This is a genomic window from Inmirania thermothiophila (assembly GCF_003751635.1).
In the GTDB taxonomy this organism is placed as follows: domain Bacteria; phylum Pseudomonadota; class Gammaproteobacteria; order DSM-100275; family DSM-100275; genus Inmirania; species Inmirania thermothiophila.
The window spans coordinates 958077-973449 of the sequence record NZ_RJVI01000001.1 but is presented as its reverse complement, the minus strand read 5'-3'; the positions used below and the strand labels follow the sequence as shown (position 1 = coordinate 973449).

Below are 15373 nucleotides of genomic sequence, written 5' to 3'. Positions count from 1 at the left end.
TCAGCGCCGCCCGCGCCGGCGCGCGCCGATGCGAAGGCGCAGGGCGTTGAGCCGGATGAAGCCCGCGGCGTCGGCCTGGTCGTAGGCGCCGGCGTCGTCCTCGAAGGTGGCCACGGTGGCGTCGAAGAGGCTGTCGCGGTCGGAGCGGCGCCCCACCACCTGGACGCTGCCCTTGTAGAGCTTGAGCCGCACGACGCCGTTGACGCACTCCTGGGAGGCGTCGATCATGCGCTGGAGCATCTCCCGCTCGGGGCTGAACCAGTAGCCGTTGTAGATGAGGCTGGCGTAGCGCGGCATCAGCTCGTCCTTGAGGTGGGCCACCTCGCGGTCGAGGGTGATGGACTCCATGGCGCGGTGGGCCTTGAGCAGGATGGTGCCGCCGGGGGTCTCGTAGCAGCCGCGCGACTTCATGCCCACGTAGCGGTTCTCGACGATGTCGATGCGGCCGATGCCGTGCTCGGCGCCGATGCGGTTGAGGGTCGCGAGCACGCCGGCGGGCGTCATCTCCTCGCCGTCCACCGCCACCGCGTCGCCGCGGCGGAAGGTCAGCTCCAGGTAGCGGGGCTCGTCCGGGGCCTGCTCCGGCGCGCGGGTCCAGCGCCACATGTCGGGCTCGGGCTCGGCCCAGGGATCCTCCAGGACGCCGCCCTCGTAGGAGATGTGGAGCAGGTTGGCGTCCATGGAGTAGGGCGAGCCGCCGCCCGGCTTGCGCTCCACCGGGATGCCGTGAGCCTCGGCGTAGGCGAGCAGCTTCTCGCGCGAGGTGAGGTCCCACTCGCGCCACGGCGCGATGATGCGGATGTCGGGCTTGAGGGCGTAGGCGGTGAGCTCGAAGCGGACCTGGTCGTTGCCCTTGCCCGTGGCGCCGTGGGCGATGGCGTCGGCGCCGGTCTCCTCGGCGATCTCCACCAGGCGCTTGGCGATCAGCGGCCGCGCGATGGAGGTGCCGAGCAGGTACTCGCCCTCATAGACGGCGTTGGCCCGGAACATGGGGAAGACGTAGTCGCGCACGAACGGCTCGCGCAGGTCCTCGATGTAGATCTCGCGCACGCCGAGGGCCTCGGCCTTGGCGCGGGCCGGCTCCACCTCCTCGCCCTGGCCGATGTCGGCGGTGAAGGTGACCACCTCGCAGCCGTAGGTGTCCTGCAGCCACTTGAGGATGACCGAGGTGTCGAGGCCGCCCGAGTAGGCGAGCACCACTTTCCGGATCTTGCTCATGGGATCAGCTCCGCGGTCCGATGGGGAAGGCGCGCCGGCGGGCGCGAAGGCGGGGATTATACGGCGGCGGCAGGCCTCACCGCAGCAGCCGCACCTCGGCCCGGCGCACCGCCGCCCAGCGCGGGCGCGGCGCCGCCACCTCGCCGCGGGGGACGAGCTCGATGCGCGCCGCAGGCACCCCGAGGGCGACCAGCAGCGTGCGCACCGCCTCGGCGCGGCGGCGCGACAGCGCGAGGTTGGCACGGGCATCCCCGCGCGGGTCCGCCGAGGCCTCCACCCGCACCCGCACCTCCGGGTCGGCCGCCGCCCAGCGCGCAAGCGGCGCGAGCGCCGCCCGCGCCGCCGGCGGCGGCGCGGCGCTGCCGCTGTCGAAGCGCACCTCGCGCCGCGCCACCTCGGCGAAGGACCAGGGCAGCAGCCGCGCCTCGCAGGCGCGGAAGGCCTCGAGCCCGTCGGCGAAGCGGACCGCGGAGAGGAAGACCATCACCTCGTCGCCGCCGCGGGCGTAGCTCGCAAGCCCGTAGATCCCCGCCTCCAGGCGGGCGAGGAGACGGCCGGCCGCCTCGCCCGCAACCTCCGCCGCCGCCGGCCGCCCGGCGAGGGCGGTCTCGGCGAGATCCTCGATCATCATCCCCGGTCGCCACTCCGGCGGCACCGCCGCGAGCGCCACGCGCACGGGTGCGGCGGCGGCAGGTTCCAGCCGCAAGCGCAGGCCCCCGCCCGCCTCGTGGACGAAGCGCACCCGCCCCCACCCCGGCACCTGGTGGACCAGCTCGCAGCGCGCCGGGGTGCCGCCGCCGCGCCAGACCGCCTCGTCCAGGGGCGCCTCGTAGACGCTCTGCAGGGCCCGTGCAGGCGCCGCGGCGAGGATCAGGACTGCCAGGAGGATCGCTCGCATCACGCCCCCCTTATCGGCGCGCGCGGCGGCGCCTTGAGCCGCCGCCTCAGGCCGCGAGGAAGGGCTCCACGAGGGCGAGGAAGGCCTCGGGGCGCTCGGCGTGGAGCCAGTGGCCCGCCCCCTCGATGCGCGCGATGCGCGCCTGCGGGAAGAGGGCGCGGATGCGCGCCTCGTGCTCGGGCCGCACGTAGTGGGAGGCGCCGCCGGCGACGAAGAGGGCCGGCCCCGGATAGGGCCGCCCCGGCATCACCGCGGGAAAGTCCAGCAGCTGCGGCAGCGCGGCGTGGATGGCGGGCAGATCCACGCGCCAGCGCCACTGCCCGGGGCGCCCGTCGAGGTTGGTGAGCAGGAAGGCCCGCAGGGCGGCGTCCCCGATGTGCGCGGCAAGCCCCGCGTCGGCCTCGCGCCGGCTTCCCAGATGGCCCAGGTCCAGCGACTCCATGGCCGCCAGCAGGTCCTCGAAGCTGTGGCCGTAGCGCACGGGGGCGATGTCGGCCACCACCAGGCGCTCGACCCGCTCGGGCCGGGTCAGGGCCAGGGTCATGGCGGTCTTGCCGCCCATGCTGTGGCCGAGGAGCGCCGCGCGCCCGATCCCGAGCCGGTCCATGAGGCGCTCCACGTCCGCGGCCTGTGCGCGGTAGTCCATCCCCGGCGCGCGCGGCGAGGCGCCGTGGTTGCGCGCATCGGCAAGCACGACGCGGCGGCCGCGCGCGAGGCGCTGCCCGACCGAGCGCCAGTTGCGCCCCGAACCGAAGAGGCCATGGAGGATGACGAGCGCCGGCGCGCCGGGATCGCCGAGCTCCTGGTAGGCAAGGTCCACCGCCATCTGCGTCTCCCCCCGATCGCGGGGCGCCAAGGATAGCGGCAACCGCGGCCGCCGGCACGCGGCCTCAGGGCAGACGTTCCAGAGGCCGGCAGCGCTCCACCAGGTCGCGCAGTTCCCGCAGCGCCACCGAGAACATGGCGAGCTCCAGCGCGCCCGCGGCCCGCAGGTCGCCGAGGAGGCTGCGCCAGCGCGCGAGCGCCGCCTCGTTGTGGGCGAGCCAGGCCTCCACCAGACGCGCGCTGCGGCAGCGCTCGCGGCAGCCGGCGAGCATCCCGGTCACCAGCGCGCTCTGCTGGCGGTGCAGGTCCTCGCGCAGGGTCGCCACCGCCATCCGCTGCCAGTGCCCCTCCACGCCCAGCCCCTCGAGCTGGTCGCGCAGCCAGCGCAGCCCGAGGCGCTCGCCGAGGGCGAAGTGGGCCTCGGCGGCGAAGGCCATGGCGTGGCCGCTGGCGAGGCAGACCTCGACGAGGTCGAGGGCGGCGTCCATGTGGGCGAGCGCCGCGACGCGCGCGGCGAGCGCCGCCGGCACGCGCGCGCGCGTGAGCCGGCGCACCGCCTCGCGGTGGCGGCGGCGGTCCTCGGGCACCAGCGCCCTGGGCAGCGCCGCGCCCAGCGCGGCCACGCCGTCGAGATAGCGTGCCACGGTCTCCTCGATGGACATGGGCTGCGGCCGGTTGCGCAGCAGCCACAGCGCGGCGCGCTCGGCGAGATCCTCGGTCGCCGCCAGCATCTCCAGCTGCACCGCCGCCGCGACCCGGTTGTCCAGCGCCTCCACCTCCTGCCACAGCGGCCGCAGGGCGAAGACCTCCCGGACCACGGTGTAGGCGCGGGCGACGTCGGCGGCGCCGGCCCCGGTCTCCTCGTGCAGGCGGTGCACGAAGGTGCTGCCGACGCGGTTGACCATGCCGTTGACCACGTGGGTGACGATGATCTCGCGCCGCAGGGGGTGCTGCTCCATGAAGGCGGCGAAGGGCCCGCGCAGCGGCTCGGGGAAGTAGTCGGCGAGCTCCCGCCGCAGGTACGGGTCCTCGGCCACCCCCTCGGCAAGGAGCGCCCGCTTGACCGCGATCTTGGCGTAGGCGTGGAGCACCGCCAGCTCCGGCCGCGTCAGCCCCCGCCCCTCGGCGCGCCGCTCGCCGAGGGCCTCGTCGCCGGGCAGCCCCTCGAGGGCCCGGTCCAGCAGCCCCTCGCGCTCGAGGGCGCGGATGAAGCGCGCGTGCTCGGGCAGCAGCGCCGCGGCGCGCGCCTCGGCCAGGCTCAAGGCCTGGGTGCGGCGGTAGTTGTGGGAGAGGACGCGGGCGACGACGTCCTCGACCACCTCCATGAGCAGCGCGTTGCGCCGCTTGAGCGTGAGCTCGCCGGCGGCCACGGCGCGGTCGAGCAGGATCTTGATGTTGACCTCGTGGTCGGAGCAGTCGACCCCGCCGGAGTTGTCCACGAAGTCGGTGTTGATGCGCCCGCCGCGGAGGGCGAACTCCACGCGCGCCGCCTGGGTCAGGCCGAGGTTGCCGCCCTCGCCCACGACGCGGCAGCGCAGCTGCGCGGCGCTCACGCGCACGGCGTCGTTGGCGCGGTCGCCGACGTCGGCGTCGCGCTCCCAGCTCGCGCGCACGAAGGTGCCGATGCCGCCGTTCCAGAGGAGATCCACGGGAGCGCACAGGATGGCGCGGATGAGCTCGTTGGGCGTCATCCGCTCGGCCTCCACGCCGAGGCGGCGGCGCACCGGCTCGCTGAGCGGGATCCATTTCTGGCTGCGCGCGAAGACGCCGCCGCCCTCCGACAGGCAGGCGGGGTCGTAGTCGGCCCAGGTGGCGTGCGGGGTGCGGAAGAGCCGCTCGCGCTCGCGGAAGCTCGCCTCGGGGTCCGGATCGGGGTCGAGGAAGATGTGCTGGTGATTGAAGGCGGCGACGAGGCGGATGTGGCGCGACAGCAGCATGCCGTTGCCGAAGACGTCGCCGCCCATGTCGCCGATGCCGACCACCGTGAAGTCCTGGCTCTGGATGTCGAGGCCGAGCTCGCGGAAGTGCCGCTTGACCCCCTCCCAGGCGCCGCGCGCGGTGATCCCCAGCTTCTTGTGGTCGTAGCCGACGGAGCCGCCGGAGGCGAAGGCGTCGCCCAGCCAGAAGCCGTACTCGGCGGCGACGCGGTTGGCGAGATCCGAGAAGGTGGCCGTGCCCTTGTCCGCGGCCACCACCAGGTAGGGATCGTCGCCGTCGTGGCGCACCACGTGGGGCGGGGCCACCACCTCGCCGTCGACGATGTTGTCGGTCACATCCAGCAGCGCGCGGATGAAGCCCGTGTAGCAGGCCTCCACCTCGGCGGCGCGGGCCTCGCGCCCGCCCTCCGCGGGCATCCGCTTGACCACGAAGCCGCCCTTGGCCCCCACCGGGACGATGACCGCGTTCTTGACCTGCTGCGCCTTCATGAGGCCGAGGATCTCGGTGCGGTAGTCCTCGAGGCGGTCGGACCAGCGGATGCCGCCGCGGGCGACGCGCCCGCCGCGCAGGTGCACGCCCTCCACCCGGGTGGCGTAGACGAAGATCTCGAAGGCGGGACGGGGCTCGGGGGCGGTCTCGAGGCGGGAGGTGTCGATCTTGAGCGCCAGGGCGTCGCCGGTGCGCCCCTCGGCGGCGAGGCGGTAGTAGTTGGTGCGCAGCACCGCCAGGACCACGTGCAGGAACTCGCGCAGGATGCGGTCCTGGTCGAGGCTCGCCACCTGGTCGATGGCCTGGCGGATCTGCGCCGCCCACCGCTCGGCGCGCGCCTCGCGCTCGCCCTCGCGGGCGGGATCGAGGCGGACGTGGAAGAGCTGCACCAGCCGCCGCGCGATGCCCGGGTTGTCGGCCAGGGCCGAGGCCATGTAGCTGTGGCTGAAGTGCAGGCCCAGCTGGCGCAGGTAGCGGGCGATGCCCCGCAGCAGCGCCACCTCCCGCCAGTCCAGCCGCGCCGCCAGCACGAGGCGGTTGAAGGCGTCGTCGTCGGCCTCGCCGGCCCAGACCCGCGCGAACGCCTCCTGGAAGCGCTCGCGCAGGTCCTCCGCCATCAGCGCCTCGTCGTCGTCGTGGTGGAGCCCGAAGTTGTGGATCCAGGTGACCTCGCGCCCTTCCGGCTGGAGCTTGTAGGGATGCTCGAAGACCACCCGCACGCCCATGTGCTCCAGCACCGGCAGCGCCTGGGCCAGGGGCACCGGTCCGCCGAGGCTGTAGAGCTTGAAGCGCAGCGCCCCGCTCGGCGCATCCAGCGGGCGGTAGAGGTGCATCCCCAGCCGCCGGCGCGGCCCGAGGGCCTCCATGTGCTCGATGTCGTGGGCGGCGACGCGCCCGTCGTAGTGCTCGCGGTAGCCGGCCGGGAACGCCCCGCCCCAGCGCCGGAACAGGCGCACGCCGCGGCCCTCGCCGAAGCGCTCGACGAGCGCCTCCCGCAGCCGCTCCTCCCAGGTGCGCGCCGCCTCCGCGAGGCGCCGCTCCACCGCCTCCGGGTCCACCTCCGGGATCCCGCCCGGGGCGGTGCGGACCACGAAGTGCACCCGCGCCAGGGCCGACTCCGAGATCTCCACCGTGAACTCGACGTCGGTGCCGTCCCAGGCCCGGCGCAGGATCTCCACCATCTGCCGCCGCACCCCGGTGTGGTAGGCGTCCCGCGGCACGTAGACGAGGCAGGAGACGAAGCGCTGGTAGGGGTCGGGGCGGACGAACAGCCGCACCTGCTGGCGCTCCTGGAGGTGGAGAATGCCGAGGGCGATGTCGTAGAGCTGCTCCACCGGGGCCTGGATGAGCTCGTCGCGGGGGTAGGTCTCGAGGATGTGGCGCAGGGCCTTGCCGTCGTGGCTGCGCGGATCGAGGCCCGCGCGCTCCAGCACCGCCTGCACCTTGCGCCGAAGCAGCGGCACCTGCCAGGGGCTGGCGTGGTAGGCGGCCGAGGTGTAGAGGCCGAGGAAGCGCCGCTCGCCCACCACCCGGCCCGCCTCGTCGAAGCGCTTGATGCCCACGTAGTCGATGTGGGTCGGGCGGTGCACGGTGGCGCGCGCGTTGCCCTTGGTGAGGATCAGCAGCTGGGGCACCCGCGCCAGGCGCTGCACCGCAGGCGGCAGGAGCGAGAAGCTGGTGGAGATCCCCTCCGCCGGGTCCTCGCGCAGGATCCCGAGCCCGGAGCCCGGCACCACGCGCAGGGTGTCGCCGTGGGCGGTGGACTCGAGCACGTAGTCGCGGCTGCCCAGGAAGACGAAGTGGTCCTCGGCGAGCCAGCGCAGGAAGGCCCGGTCCTCCTCCACCTGTGCCGGGTCCAGGGGCAGGCGGGCGGGATCGATCCCGTCGGCGGTCTCGCGCAGCCGCGCCCGCATCGCCCCCCAGTCCTCCACCGCCGCGCGCACGTCGCCGAGCACCCGCAGCAGGTCGCGCTCGAGGGCCATGAGGACGTCGGGGTCGACGCAGCGGTCCACCTCGATGTGGGTCACCGCCTCGGCCTGCCCCTCGCCGTCGCCGCCCTCGCCGAGGACCGCCTCGAGGACCCCCTCGCCGTCGCGCCGCACCCGCAGCACCGGATGGATCACCACGTGCACGGCGAATCCGTGGCGGGCCAGCTCCATGCGCAGGGAGTCGACGATGAAGGGCATGTCCTCCAGCACCGCCTCCACCACGGTGTGGGTCGACTCCCAGCCGTGCTCCTCGAAGTCGGGGTTGTAGATGCGGATGCGGGTCTCGCCGGGGCGACGCCGGCGCGCCAGGTGCCAGTGGGCGAGCGCCGCCCCGTAGAGGTCCTGGGGGGCACGGGCGACCACGTCGCGGGGATCGACCCAGCGGTAGTAGAGCTCGATGAAGCGGGCGGCGGTCTCGCCCTCGCCGCCCTCGAGCTCGGTGCGGGCGCGGGCCGCGAGCGCCTCGATGCGCTCGCGCTTCTCCGCCTCCCGCTGCGCCAGCACCGCCTACCTCCGGCGCGGCAGGTAGAGGTCGGTGACGGTGCCCGCCGCCGCCTCGGCGGCGAAGGCCACGGTCTCCGACAGGGTCGGATGCGGGTGGATCGACAGGCCGATGTCCTCGGCGTCCGCCCCCATCTCGAGGGCGAGCACGGTCTCGGCGATGAGCTCGCCGGCGCCGGGGCCGACGATCCCGGCCCCCACCAGGCGCCCGTCGGCCTTGTCGAAGAGGAGCTTGGTGAGCCCGTCGTCACGCCCCAGGCTGAGCGCCCGCCCGCTCGCCGCCCACGGGAAGACGCCCTTCTCCACCTCGATCCCCGCCGCCCGGGCCTCGGCCTCGGTCAGCCCCATCCAGGCCACCTCCGGGTCGGTGTAGGCCACCGCGGGGATGGCGCGGGCGTCGAAGGCGGACTTGTGCCCGGCGGCGACCTCGGCCGCCACCTTGCCCTGATGGGCCGCCTTGTGGGCGAGCATGGGCTGGCCGACGATGTCGCCGATGGCGAAGATGTGCCCGACGTTGGTGCGCTGCTGGGCGTCGACGGGGATGAAGCCGTGCTCGTCGATGCGCACCCCCGCCGCCTCGGCGCCGATGCGGTGGCCGTTGGGGATGCGGCCCACCGCCACCAGCACGCGGTCGACCCGCAGCGACTCCGGCGCCCCCTCCCCCTCCAGGTACACCGCAAGCCCCGTCTTCCGGGGCGTGACGCCGATCACCCGGGTACCCAGATGGACGCCCTCGAGACGGCGGCGCAGCCGCTTCTCCAGCGGCGCCACGAGATCGCGGTCGCATCCGGGCAGCAGCCCGTCGGTGAGCTCCACCACGGTGACGGCGCTCCCCAGGGCGCGGTAGACGGTGGCCATCTCGAGGCCGATGATGCCGCCGCCGATCACCAGCAGGCGCTTCGGGATCGCGGGCAGGGCCAGCGCGCCGGTGGAGTCCATGATGCGCTCGTCGTCGGGCAGCCCCGGCAGGCGGGCGGCCTCCGAGCCTGCGGCGATGACGGCGTGGGCGAACCCCACCACCTGCACGCCGCCCGGCCCTTCCACCCGCAGGGCATGGGGCGAGACGAAGCGGGCCGTGCCGGTGAGCACCTGAACCTTGCGCCGCCTCGCGAGCCCGGCGAGCCCCTGGGTGAGGCGGCCCACCACCTCGTCCTTCCACGCCCGCAGGCGGTCGAGATCGATGCGGGGCCGGCCGAAGAGGATGCCGTGGGCCCCCATGGCCTCGGCCTCGTCGATCACCGCGGCGGCATGGAGCAGCGCCTTGGACGGGATGCAGCCGACGTTGAGGCAGACCCCGCCGAGGCGCGGGTAGCGCTCCACCAGGGCCACCCGCAGCCCGAGGTCGGCGGCGCGGAAGGCGGCGGTGTAGCCGCCGGGGCCGGCGCCGAGGACCACGAGATCCACCTCGAGGTCCACCCGCTCCACCGGCGCCGCGGGCGCCGGCGGCGCCGCCTTGGCCGGGGCGGGCGGCACCGGGGCCTCGGCCGCGCCAGACTGCACCGGGGCCTCGGCCGGGGCCGGCGGCTCCGCCGCCGCCGGCTCCCCCTCCTCCACCTCCATCACGCAGATGGGCGAGCCCTCCGAGACCCGGTCCCCCACCTGCACCCGCAGCGCCCGCACCACCCCCGCATGCGGCGACGGCACCTCCATCGTCGCCTTGTCGCTCTCCAGCGTGATCAGCGAGTCCTCGGGCGAGACCCGGTCCCCCGGGGAGACCAGGACCTCGATCACCTCCACGTCCCGGAAATCCCCGATGTCCGGGACCTTCACCTCCACCGTCCTGCCCACGTGCCCGTCTCCTCGAAGAACCGGTGGCGCTCGCGCCGCCGTCAGAGCAGCAGCCGGCGCACGTCGCCCAGGGTGCGCGCCAGATGCGTCGTGAAGCGCGCCGCGTCGGCGCCGTCGATGACCCGGTGGTCGTAGGACAGCGACAGCGGCAGCATCAGCCGCGGCACGAACTCGCTGCCGTTCCACACCGGCCGCATCTGCGCCCGCGAGACCCCGAGGATCGCCACCTCGGGGGCGTTGACGATGGGGGTGAAGGCGGTGCCGCCGATGCCGCCGAGGCTCGAGATGCTGAAGCTCGCCCCCTGCATCTCCTCCGGGCGCAGCCTGCGCTCGCGGGCGCGCGCGCTCACCTCGGCGAGCTCCTCGGCGAGCGCCCACACCCCCTTGGCGTCGACGTCGCGGATCACCGGCACCACCAGCCCCTCCGGCGTGTCCACGGCGACGCCGATGTGGTAGTAGCGCTTGAGGATCAGGTGCTCGCCGTCGGGATCCAGCGAGGCGTTGAAGTGCGGATGCTCGCGCAGCGCCGCCGCCACCGCCTTCATGAGGAAGGCGAGCAGGGTCAGGCGCACGCCGCGCGCCTCGGCCTCCCCGCGCAGCGACCGGCGGAAGGCCTCGAGCTCGGTGATGTCCGCCTCGTCGTGCTGGGTGACATGCGGCACGTGCAGCCAGGCCCGGTGCAGGTTCTGGGCCGAGAGGCGGCGGATGCGCGAGCGCTCGACCCGCTCCACCTGGCCGAACTTCGCGAAGTCGATCTGCGGCATCTCCGGCAGGGCGAAGGCCGCGTGCGGCGCCACCTGCGGCGCGGTGAGCTGCTCCTTGACGTAGGCCTGGACGTCCTCCTTGAGGATGCGCCCCTTGGGGCCGCTCCCCCGCACCCGCGCGAGATCCACCCCCAGCTCGCGCGCGAAGCGGCGCACCGCGGGGCTCGCGTGGGGCTTGCCGCCGGGCCGCTCCACCGGCACCGGCTCCACCGGCGGCGGACGGAAGGGGCCCGGCGCGCCAGGCGCCGCCTCGGCGACCGCCGTGGGCGCCGCCGCGCCCGTCTCGCCCGGGGCGGCCTGCGCCGCGGCCGCCGGGGCCTCGGCCGCGCCAGACTGCACCGGGGCCTCGGCCGGGCCCGGCGGCTCCGCCGCCGCCGGCTCCCCCTCCTCCACCTCCATCACGCAGATGGGCGAGCCCTCCGAGACCCGGTCCCCCACCCGCACCCGCAGCGCCCGCACCACCCCCGCATGCGGCGACGGCACCTCCATCGTCGCCTTGTCGCTCTCCAGCGTGATCAGCGAGTCCTCCGGCGAGACCCGGTCCCCCGGGGAGACCAGGACCTCGATCACCTCCACGTCCCGGAAATCCCCGATGTCCGGGACCTTCACCTCCACCGTCCTGCTCACCTCGGCGCCCCCCTCACACTTCCCACGGGTTCGGCGCCTCGGGATCGACGCCGTACTTCTCGATGGCCTCGCGCACCGTGGAGGCGGGGATCGTGCCCTCGCGGGCGAGGGCCCAGAGGGCGGCGACGGCGACGTGGTAGCGGTCGACCTCGAAGAAGCGGCGCAGCGCCGCGCGGGTGTCGCTGCGCCCGAAGCCGTCGGTGCCGAGGACGACGTAGCGCATGGGCACCCACGGGCGGATCTGGTCGGCGAAGGTGCGGATGTAGTCGGTGGCCGCCACCGCCGGCCCCTCGCGCCCCTCGAGCATGCGCTCGACGTAGCTCTTGCGCGGCCGCTGCTCGGGATGGAGCATGTTCCAGCGCTCGGCGGCCATGCCGTCGCGGCGCAGCTCGGTGAAGCTGGTCACGCTCCAGATGTCGGCGGCGACGCCGAAGTCCTGCTCGAGCAGCTCGCCGGCGGCGATCACCTCGCGCAGGATGGCGCCGCTGCCCATGAGCTGCACCCGCGGCGGCTTGCGGCGCCCGCGGCTGCCCCGGGCCTCGCGCAGCAGGTACATGCCGCGGACGATGCCCTCCTCGACCCCCTCCGGCATCGGCGGGTGGGCGTAGTTCTCGTTCATCACGGTGATGTAGTAGTAGACCCGCTCCTGGTCCACGTACATGCGGCGCAGGCCGTCGTGGATGATCACCGCCAGCTCGTAGGCGAAGGTGGGGTCGTAGGCCTTGCAGTTGGGGATCACCGAGGCCAGCACGTGGCCGTGGCCGTCCTGGTGCTGCAGCCCCTCGCCGGCGAGCGTGGTGCGCCCCGAGGTGCCGCCCATGAGGAAGCCGCGCGCCTGCATGTCGGCCGCCGCCCACGCGAGGTCGCCGACGCGCTGGAAGCCGAACATGGAGTAGAAGATGTAGAACGGGATCATGGAGATCCCGTGGGTGCTGTAGGCGGTGCCGGCGGCCATCCACGAGGAGATGGCGCCGGCCTCGGTGATGCCCTCCTCGAGGATCTGGCCCTTCTTGTCCTCGCGGTAGTAGCTCACCTGCTCGGCGTCCACGGGGCGGTAGAGCTGGCCCACGGAGGAGTAGATGCCGAGCTGGCGGAACAGCCCCTCCATGCCGAAGGTGCGCGCCTCGTCGGGGACGATGGGCACCACGTGGGGGCCGATCTGCTTGTCCCGGCACAGCGTGGCGAGGATGCGCACGAAGGCCATGGTGGTGGAGATCTCGCGCTCGCCGGTGCCCTCCAGCATGTTCCGGAAGGCCTCCAGGGGCGGGATCCGGAGCGGCGGCGCCTCGCGCCGGCGCTGCGGCAGGTAGCCGCCGAGGGCCTCGCGCCGGGCCTTGAGGTAGCGGATCTCGGGACTGTCCTCCGGCGGGCGGTAGTAGGGCACCTCGGGCAGCTTCTCGTCCGGGATCGGCACCCCGAAGCGGTCGCGGAAATGGCGCACCGCCTCGTCGCTGAGCTTCTTCTGCTGGTGGGTGATGTTGAGGGCCTCGCCCGCCGGCCCCATGCCGTAGCCCTTGACGGTCTTGGCCAGGATCACGGTGGGCTGGCCGCGGTGCTTGACCGCCGCGGCGTAGGCGGCATAGACCTTGTGCGGGTCGTGGCCGCCGCGGTTGAGGCGCCAGATGTCCTCGTCCGTGAGGTTGGCCACCATCTCCTTGAGCTCGGGGTACTTGCCGAAGAAGTGCTCGCGCACGAAGGCGCCGTCGCGGGCCTTGAAGAGCTGGTACTCGCCGTCGACGCACTCCTCCATGCGCCTGCGCAGCAGCCCCTTGGTGTCGCGCGCCAGGAGCGGGTCCCAGTACGAGCCCCAGATCACCTTGATCACGTTCCAGCCCGCGCCGCGGAAGACGCCCTCCAGCTCCTGGATGATCTTGCCGTTGCCCCGCACCGGACCGTCGAGGCGCTGGAGGTTGCAGTTGACGACGAAGATGAGGTTGTCGAGCCGCTCCCGCCCGGCGAGCGAGATCGCCCCCAGGGCCTCCGGCTCGTCCATCTCGCCGTCGCCGCAGAAGCACCAGACCTTGCGGTCGCCCATGTCCATGAGGCCGCGGTCGGCCATGTACTTCATGAAGCGGGCCTGGTAGATGGCCATGATCGGGCTCAGGCCCATGGACACCGTGGGGAACTGCCAGAACTCGGGCATCAGCCACGGGTGCGGGTAGGAGGAGAGCCCGTTGCCGTCCACCTCGCGGCGGAAGCGGTCGAGCTGCTCCTCGCTGATCCGCCCCTCCAGGAAGGCGCGGGCGTAGATCCCCGGGGCCGAGTGGCCCTGGATGAAGACCAGATCCCCCCCGTGCCCCTCGCTGGGCGCGCGGAAGAAGTAGTTGAAGCCCACGTCGTAGAGGGTCGCGGCCGAGGCGAAGCTGGCGATGTGGCCGCCGAGCTCCGGGAAGCGGCGGTTGGCGCGCACCACCATGGCCATGGCGTTCCAACGGATGATCGAGCGGATGCGCCGCTCGAGCCCCGCATCCCCCGGGATCCGCTCCTCACGCGAGGGCGGGATGGTGTTGAGGTAGGCGGTGGTGGCCGAGAAGGGCAGGTCCGCGCCGCTGCGGCGGGCGAGATCCACCAGCATCTCCAGCAGCTGATGGGCCCGCTCCGGCCCCTCGCGCTCGAGCACCGCCTCCAGGGCGTCGAGCCACTCCTGCGTCTCCTGGGGATCGGGGTCGTTGCGAAGCTGGGCCTCGGGGATCGCCGCCATGGATCACCTCTCGCGATGCAACGTGTTGAACCGGAATGCTTTTTTCTGCGGGCGTGATGCGCGGGCACGCCATTACAGCGTAGTATAGCGAGGCCCGGCAAGCTGCATTGCACCATGCGGAAGAGGCACCCATGAGCACCGTCGCCCTGCGCCGCGGCCGCGGCGCCCCCGATCCCCGCGCCATCGCCCGCGCCGGCGCCGTGCTGCTGGCGCTGCCCCGCGAGGGCGCCGCCGAGGCGCTCGCCGCGCTGCCCCACGGCGAGGTCCTCGCGCAACGGCTCGCGGCGTGGCCCGACTGGCCGCGCGAGCCCCTGGTCACGACCCTGCCCGACGCGCGCGGCACCCCCGTCGCCCTCGCCGCCCCTCCGGACGGCGGGGCCTGGTCCGTGCACGCCTGGGCCCGGCGCGCCGTCGCCACCCTCACCCCCCGCCGCCCGGGCGCGCTCCTCGTCTGGGTCGCTCCCGGGCGCGGCCTGCCCCCGACCACCGCCACCGCCCTCGCCCGCGCCGCCCTCGCCACCGCGCCCCTGCCCGCCCAGCGCCGGGAGCCGCCGCGCCCGCCCCTGACCCGGGTCGAGATCCACGGCGAGGCGCCGGGCCTCGACCCGGCGCGGCTCGCCGCCGAGGCCGAGGGGACCGACCTCGCCCGCGCGCTCACCGCCCGCCCGGCCAACGCGCTCACCGCGGCGGACCTCGTGCGCGAGGCCCGCGCCCTCGCCCGCCGCCACGGCTGGCGCGCGCGGCTGCTGACGCGCACGGCCCTGCAGCGGCGCGGCGCCGGGGCCTTCTGCGCCGTCACCCGCCTCGACCCCGAGGCCGGCATCCTGCACCTGCATCACCGCGGCGCAGGGGCCGTGCAGGGCCGCGTCGCCCTCGTGGGCAAGGGCATCTGCTTCGACACCGGGGGCGTCAACCTCAAGCCCGCCCGCGCCATGCAGCACATGCACGAGGACATGGCCGGCGCCGCCGTCGCCCTCGGCACGCTGCTCGCGCTGACCCGCCTCGGCGCCCCGCTCGCGGTGGACTGCTGGCTCGCCCTCGGCCGCAACGAGATCGGCCCCGGGGCCTACCGGCCGGGCGAGGTGGTGCGCGCCCTCGACGGCACCACCATCGAGGTGGTGCACAGCGACGCCGAGGGCCGCATGGTGCTCGCCGACACCCTCGTCCTCGCCGGGCGCGCCCGCCCGCAGCTCATCCTCGACTTCGCCACCCTCACCGGGGCCTGCATCCACGCCCTCGGCACCCGCTACAACGGCGTCTTCTCCAACCGCCCGCAGGCCTATCCCGCGCTGGTGGAGGCGGGCGAGGCCGCCGCCGACCGCGTCTGGCCCTTCCCCATGAGCGAGGACTACGACGAGGCCCTGGAGAGCGAGGTCGCCGACGTGCGCCAGTGCACCCTCGAGGGCGAGGCCGACCACATCCTCGGCGCCCGCTTCCTCGCCCGCTTCGTGCCCCGCGACATCCCCTGGGTGCACGTGGATCTCGCCGCCGCACGCAGCCGCGGCGGGCTGGGGCCGGTGCCCACGGAGGTGACCGGCGCGGGCGTGCGCTTCGCCCTCGAGCTTCTCCTCGGCCCGGCGCGCGGGCGCCTCGCGGCGGCGCCTTGAACCGCGGCGCGGGGGCTGGTGCAATGCGC

The 15373-nt window shown here is 74.3% G+C and carries 6 protein-coding genes and 2 pseudogenes; 1 reads left to right on the top strand and 7 read right to left on the bottom strand.

The genetic code is table 11. The annotated features are described in order from the left end of the window. The 7 genes and pseudogenes from EDC57_RS04755 to aceE form a co-directional block, all read right to left on the bottom strand. Nucleotides 1–1218: an argininosuccinate synthase gene (locus EDC57_RS04755; RefSeq protein ID WP_123400693.1), complete on the bottom strand. Its 1218-nt coding sequence runs from the start codon at nt 1216–1218 to the stop codon at nt 1–3. 76 nt (nt 1219–1294) lie between these two features. Continuing rightward, the gene (locus EDC57_RS04750) at nt 1295–2116 is read right to left on the bottom strand and encodes an OmpA family protein (RefSeq protein ID WP_123400692.1); all 822 of its coding nucleotides are present in this window, start codon (nt 2114–2116) and stop codon (nt 1295–1297) included. A gap of 46 nt (nt 2117–2162) precedes the next feature. Beyond that, nucleotides 2163–2942 carry an alpha/beta fold hydrolase gene (locus EDC57_RS04745; protein WP_123400691.1) on the bottom strand — a complete coding sequence of 260 codons (780 nt, stop codon included), beginning with the start codon at nt 2940–2942 and terminating at the stop codon, nt 2163–2165. A gap of 64 nt (nt 2943–3006) precedes the next feature. Then, complete coding sequence (locus EDC57_RS04740) at nt 3007–7860, bottom strand: NAD-glutamate dehydrogenase (RefSeq protein ID WP_211331875.1); 4854 nt, start codon at nt 7858–7860, stop codon at nt 3007–3009. Nucleotides 7861–7863: 3 nt separating this feature from the next. Continuing rightward, complete coding sequence (lpdA, locus tag EDC57_RS04735) at nt 7864–9645, bottom strand: dihydrolipoyl dehydrogenase (RefSeq protein WP_123400690.1); 1782 nt, start codon at nt 9643–9645, stop codon at nt 7864–7866. Nucleotides 9646–9686: 41 nt separating this feature from the next. Beyond that, nucleotides 9687–11183 (bottom strand): annotated as a pseudogene (gene aceF, locus EDC57_RS04730) (dihydrolipoyllysine-residue acetyltransferase); the annotation flags it as partial. Continuing rightward, a pseudogene (gene aceE, locus EDC57_RS04725) lies at nt 11116–13737 on the bottom strand (pyruvate dehydrogenase (acetyl-transferring), homodimeric type); the annotation flags it as partial. The pseudogenes aceE and aceF, both read right to left, overlap by 68 nt. 131 nt (nt 13738–13868) lie before the next feature. Here aceE and EDC57_RS04720 point away from each other — a divergent pair. After that, on the top strand, nt 13869–15344 hold the full coding sequence (locus tag EDC57_RS04720; protein ID WP_123400687.1) for a M17 family metallopeptidase: 1476 nt from the start codon (nt 13869–13871) through the stop codon (nt 15342–15344). Nucleotides 15345–15373: the final 29 nt, after the last annotated feature.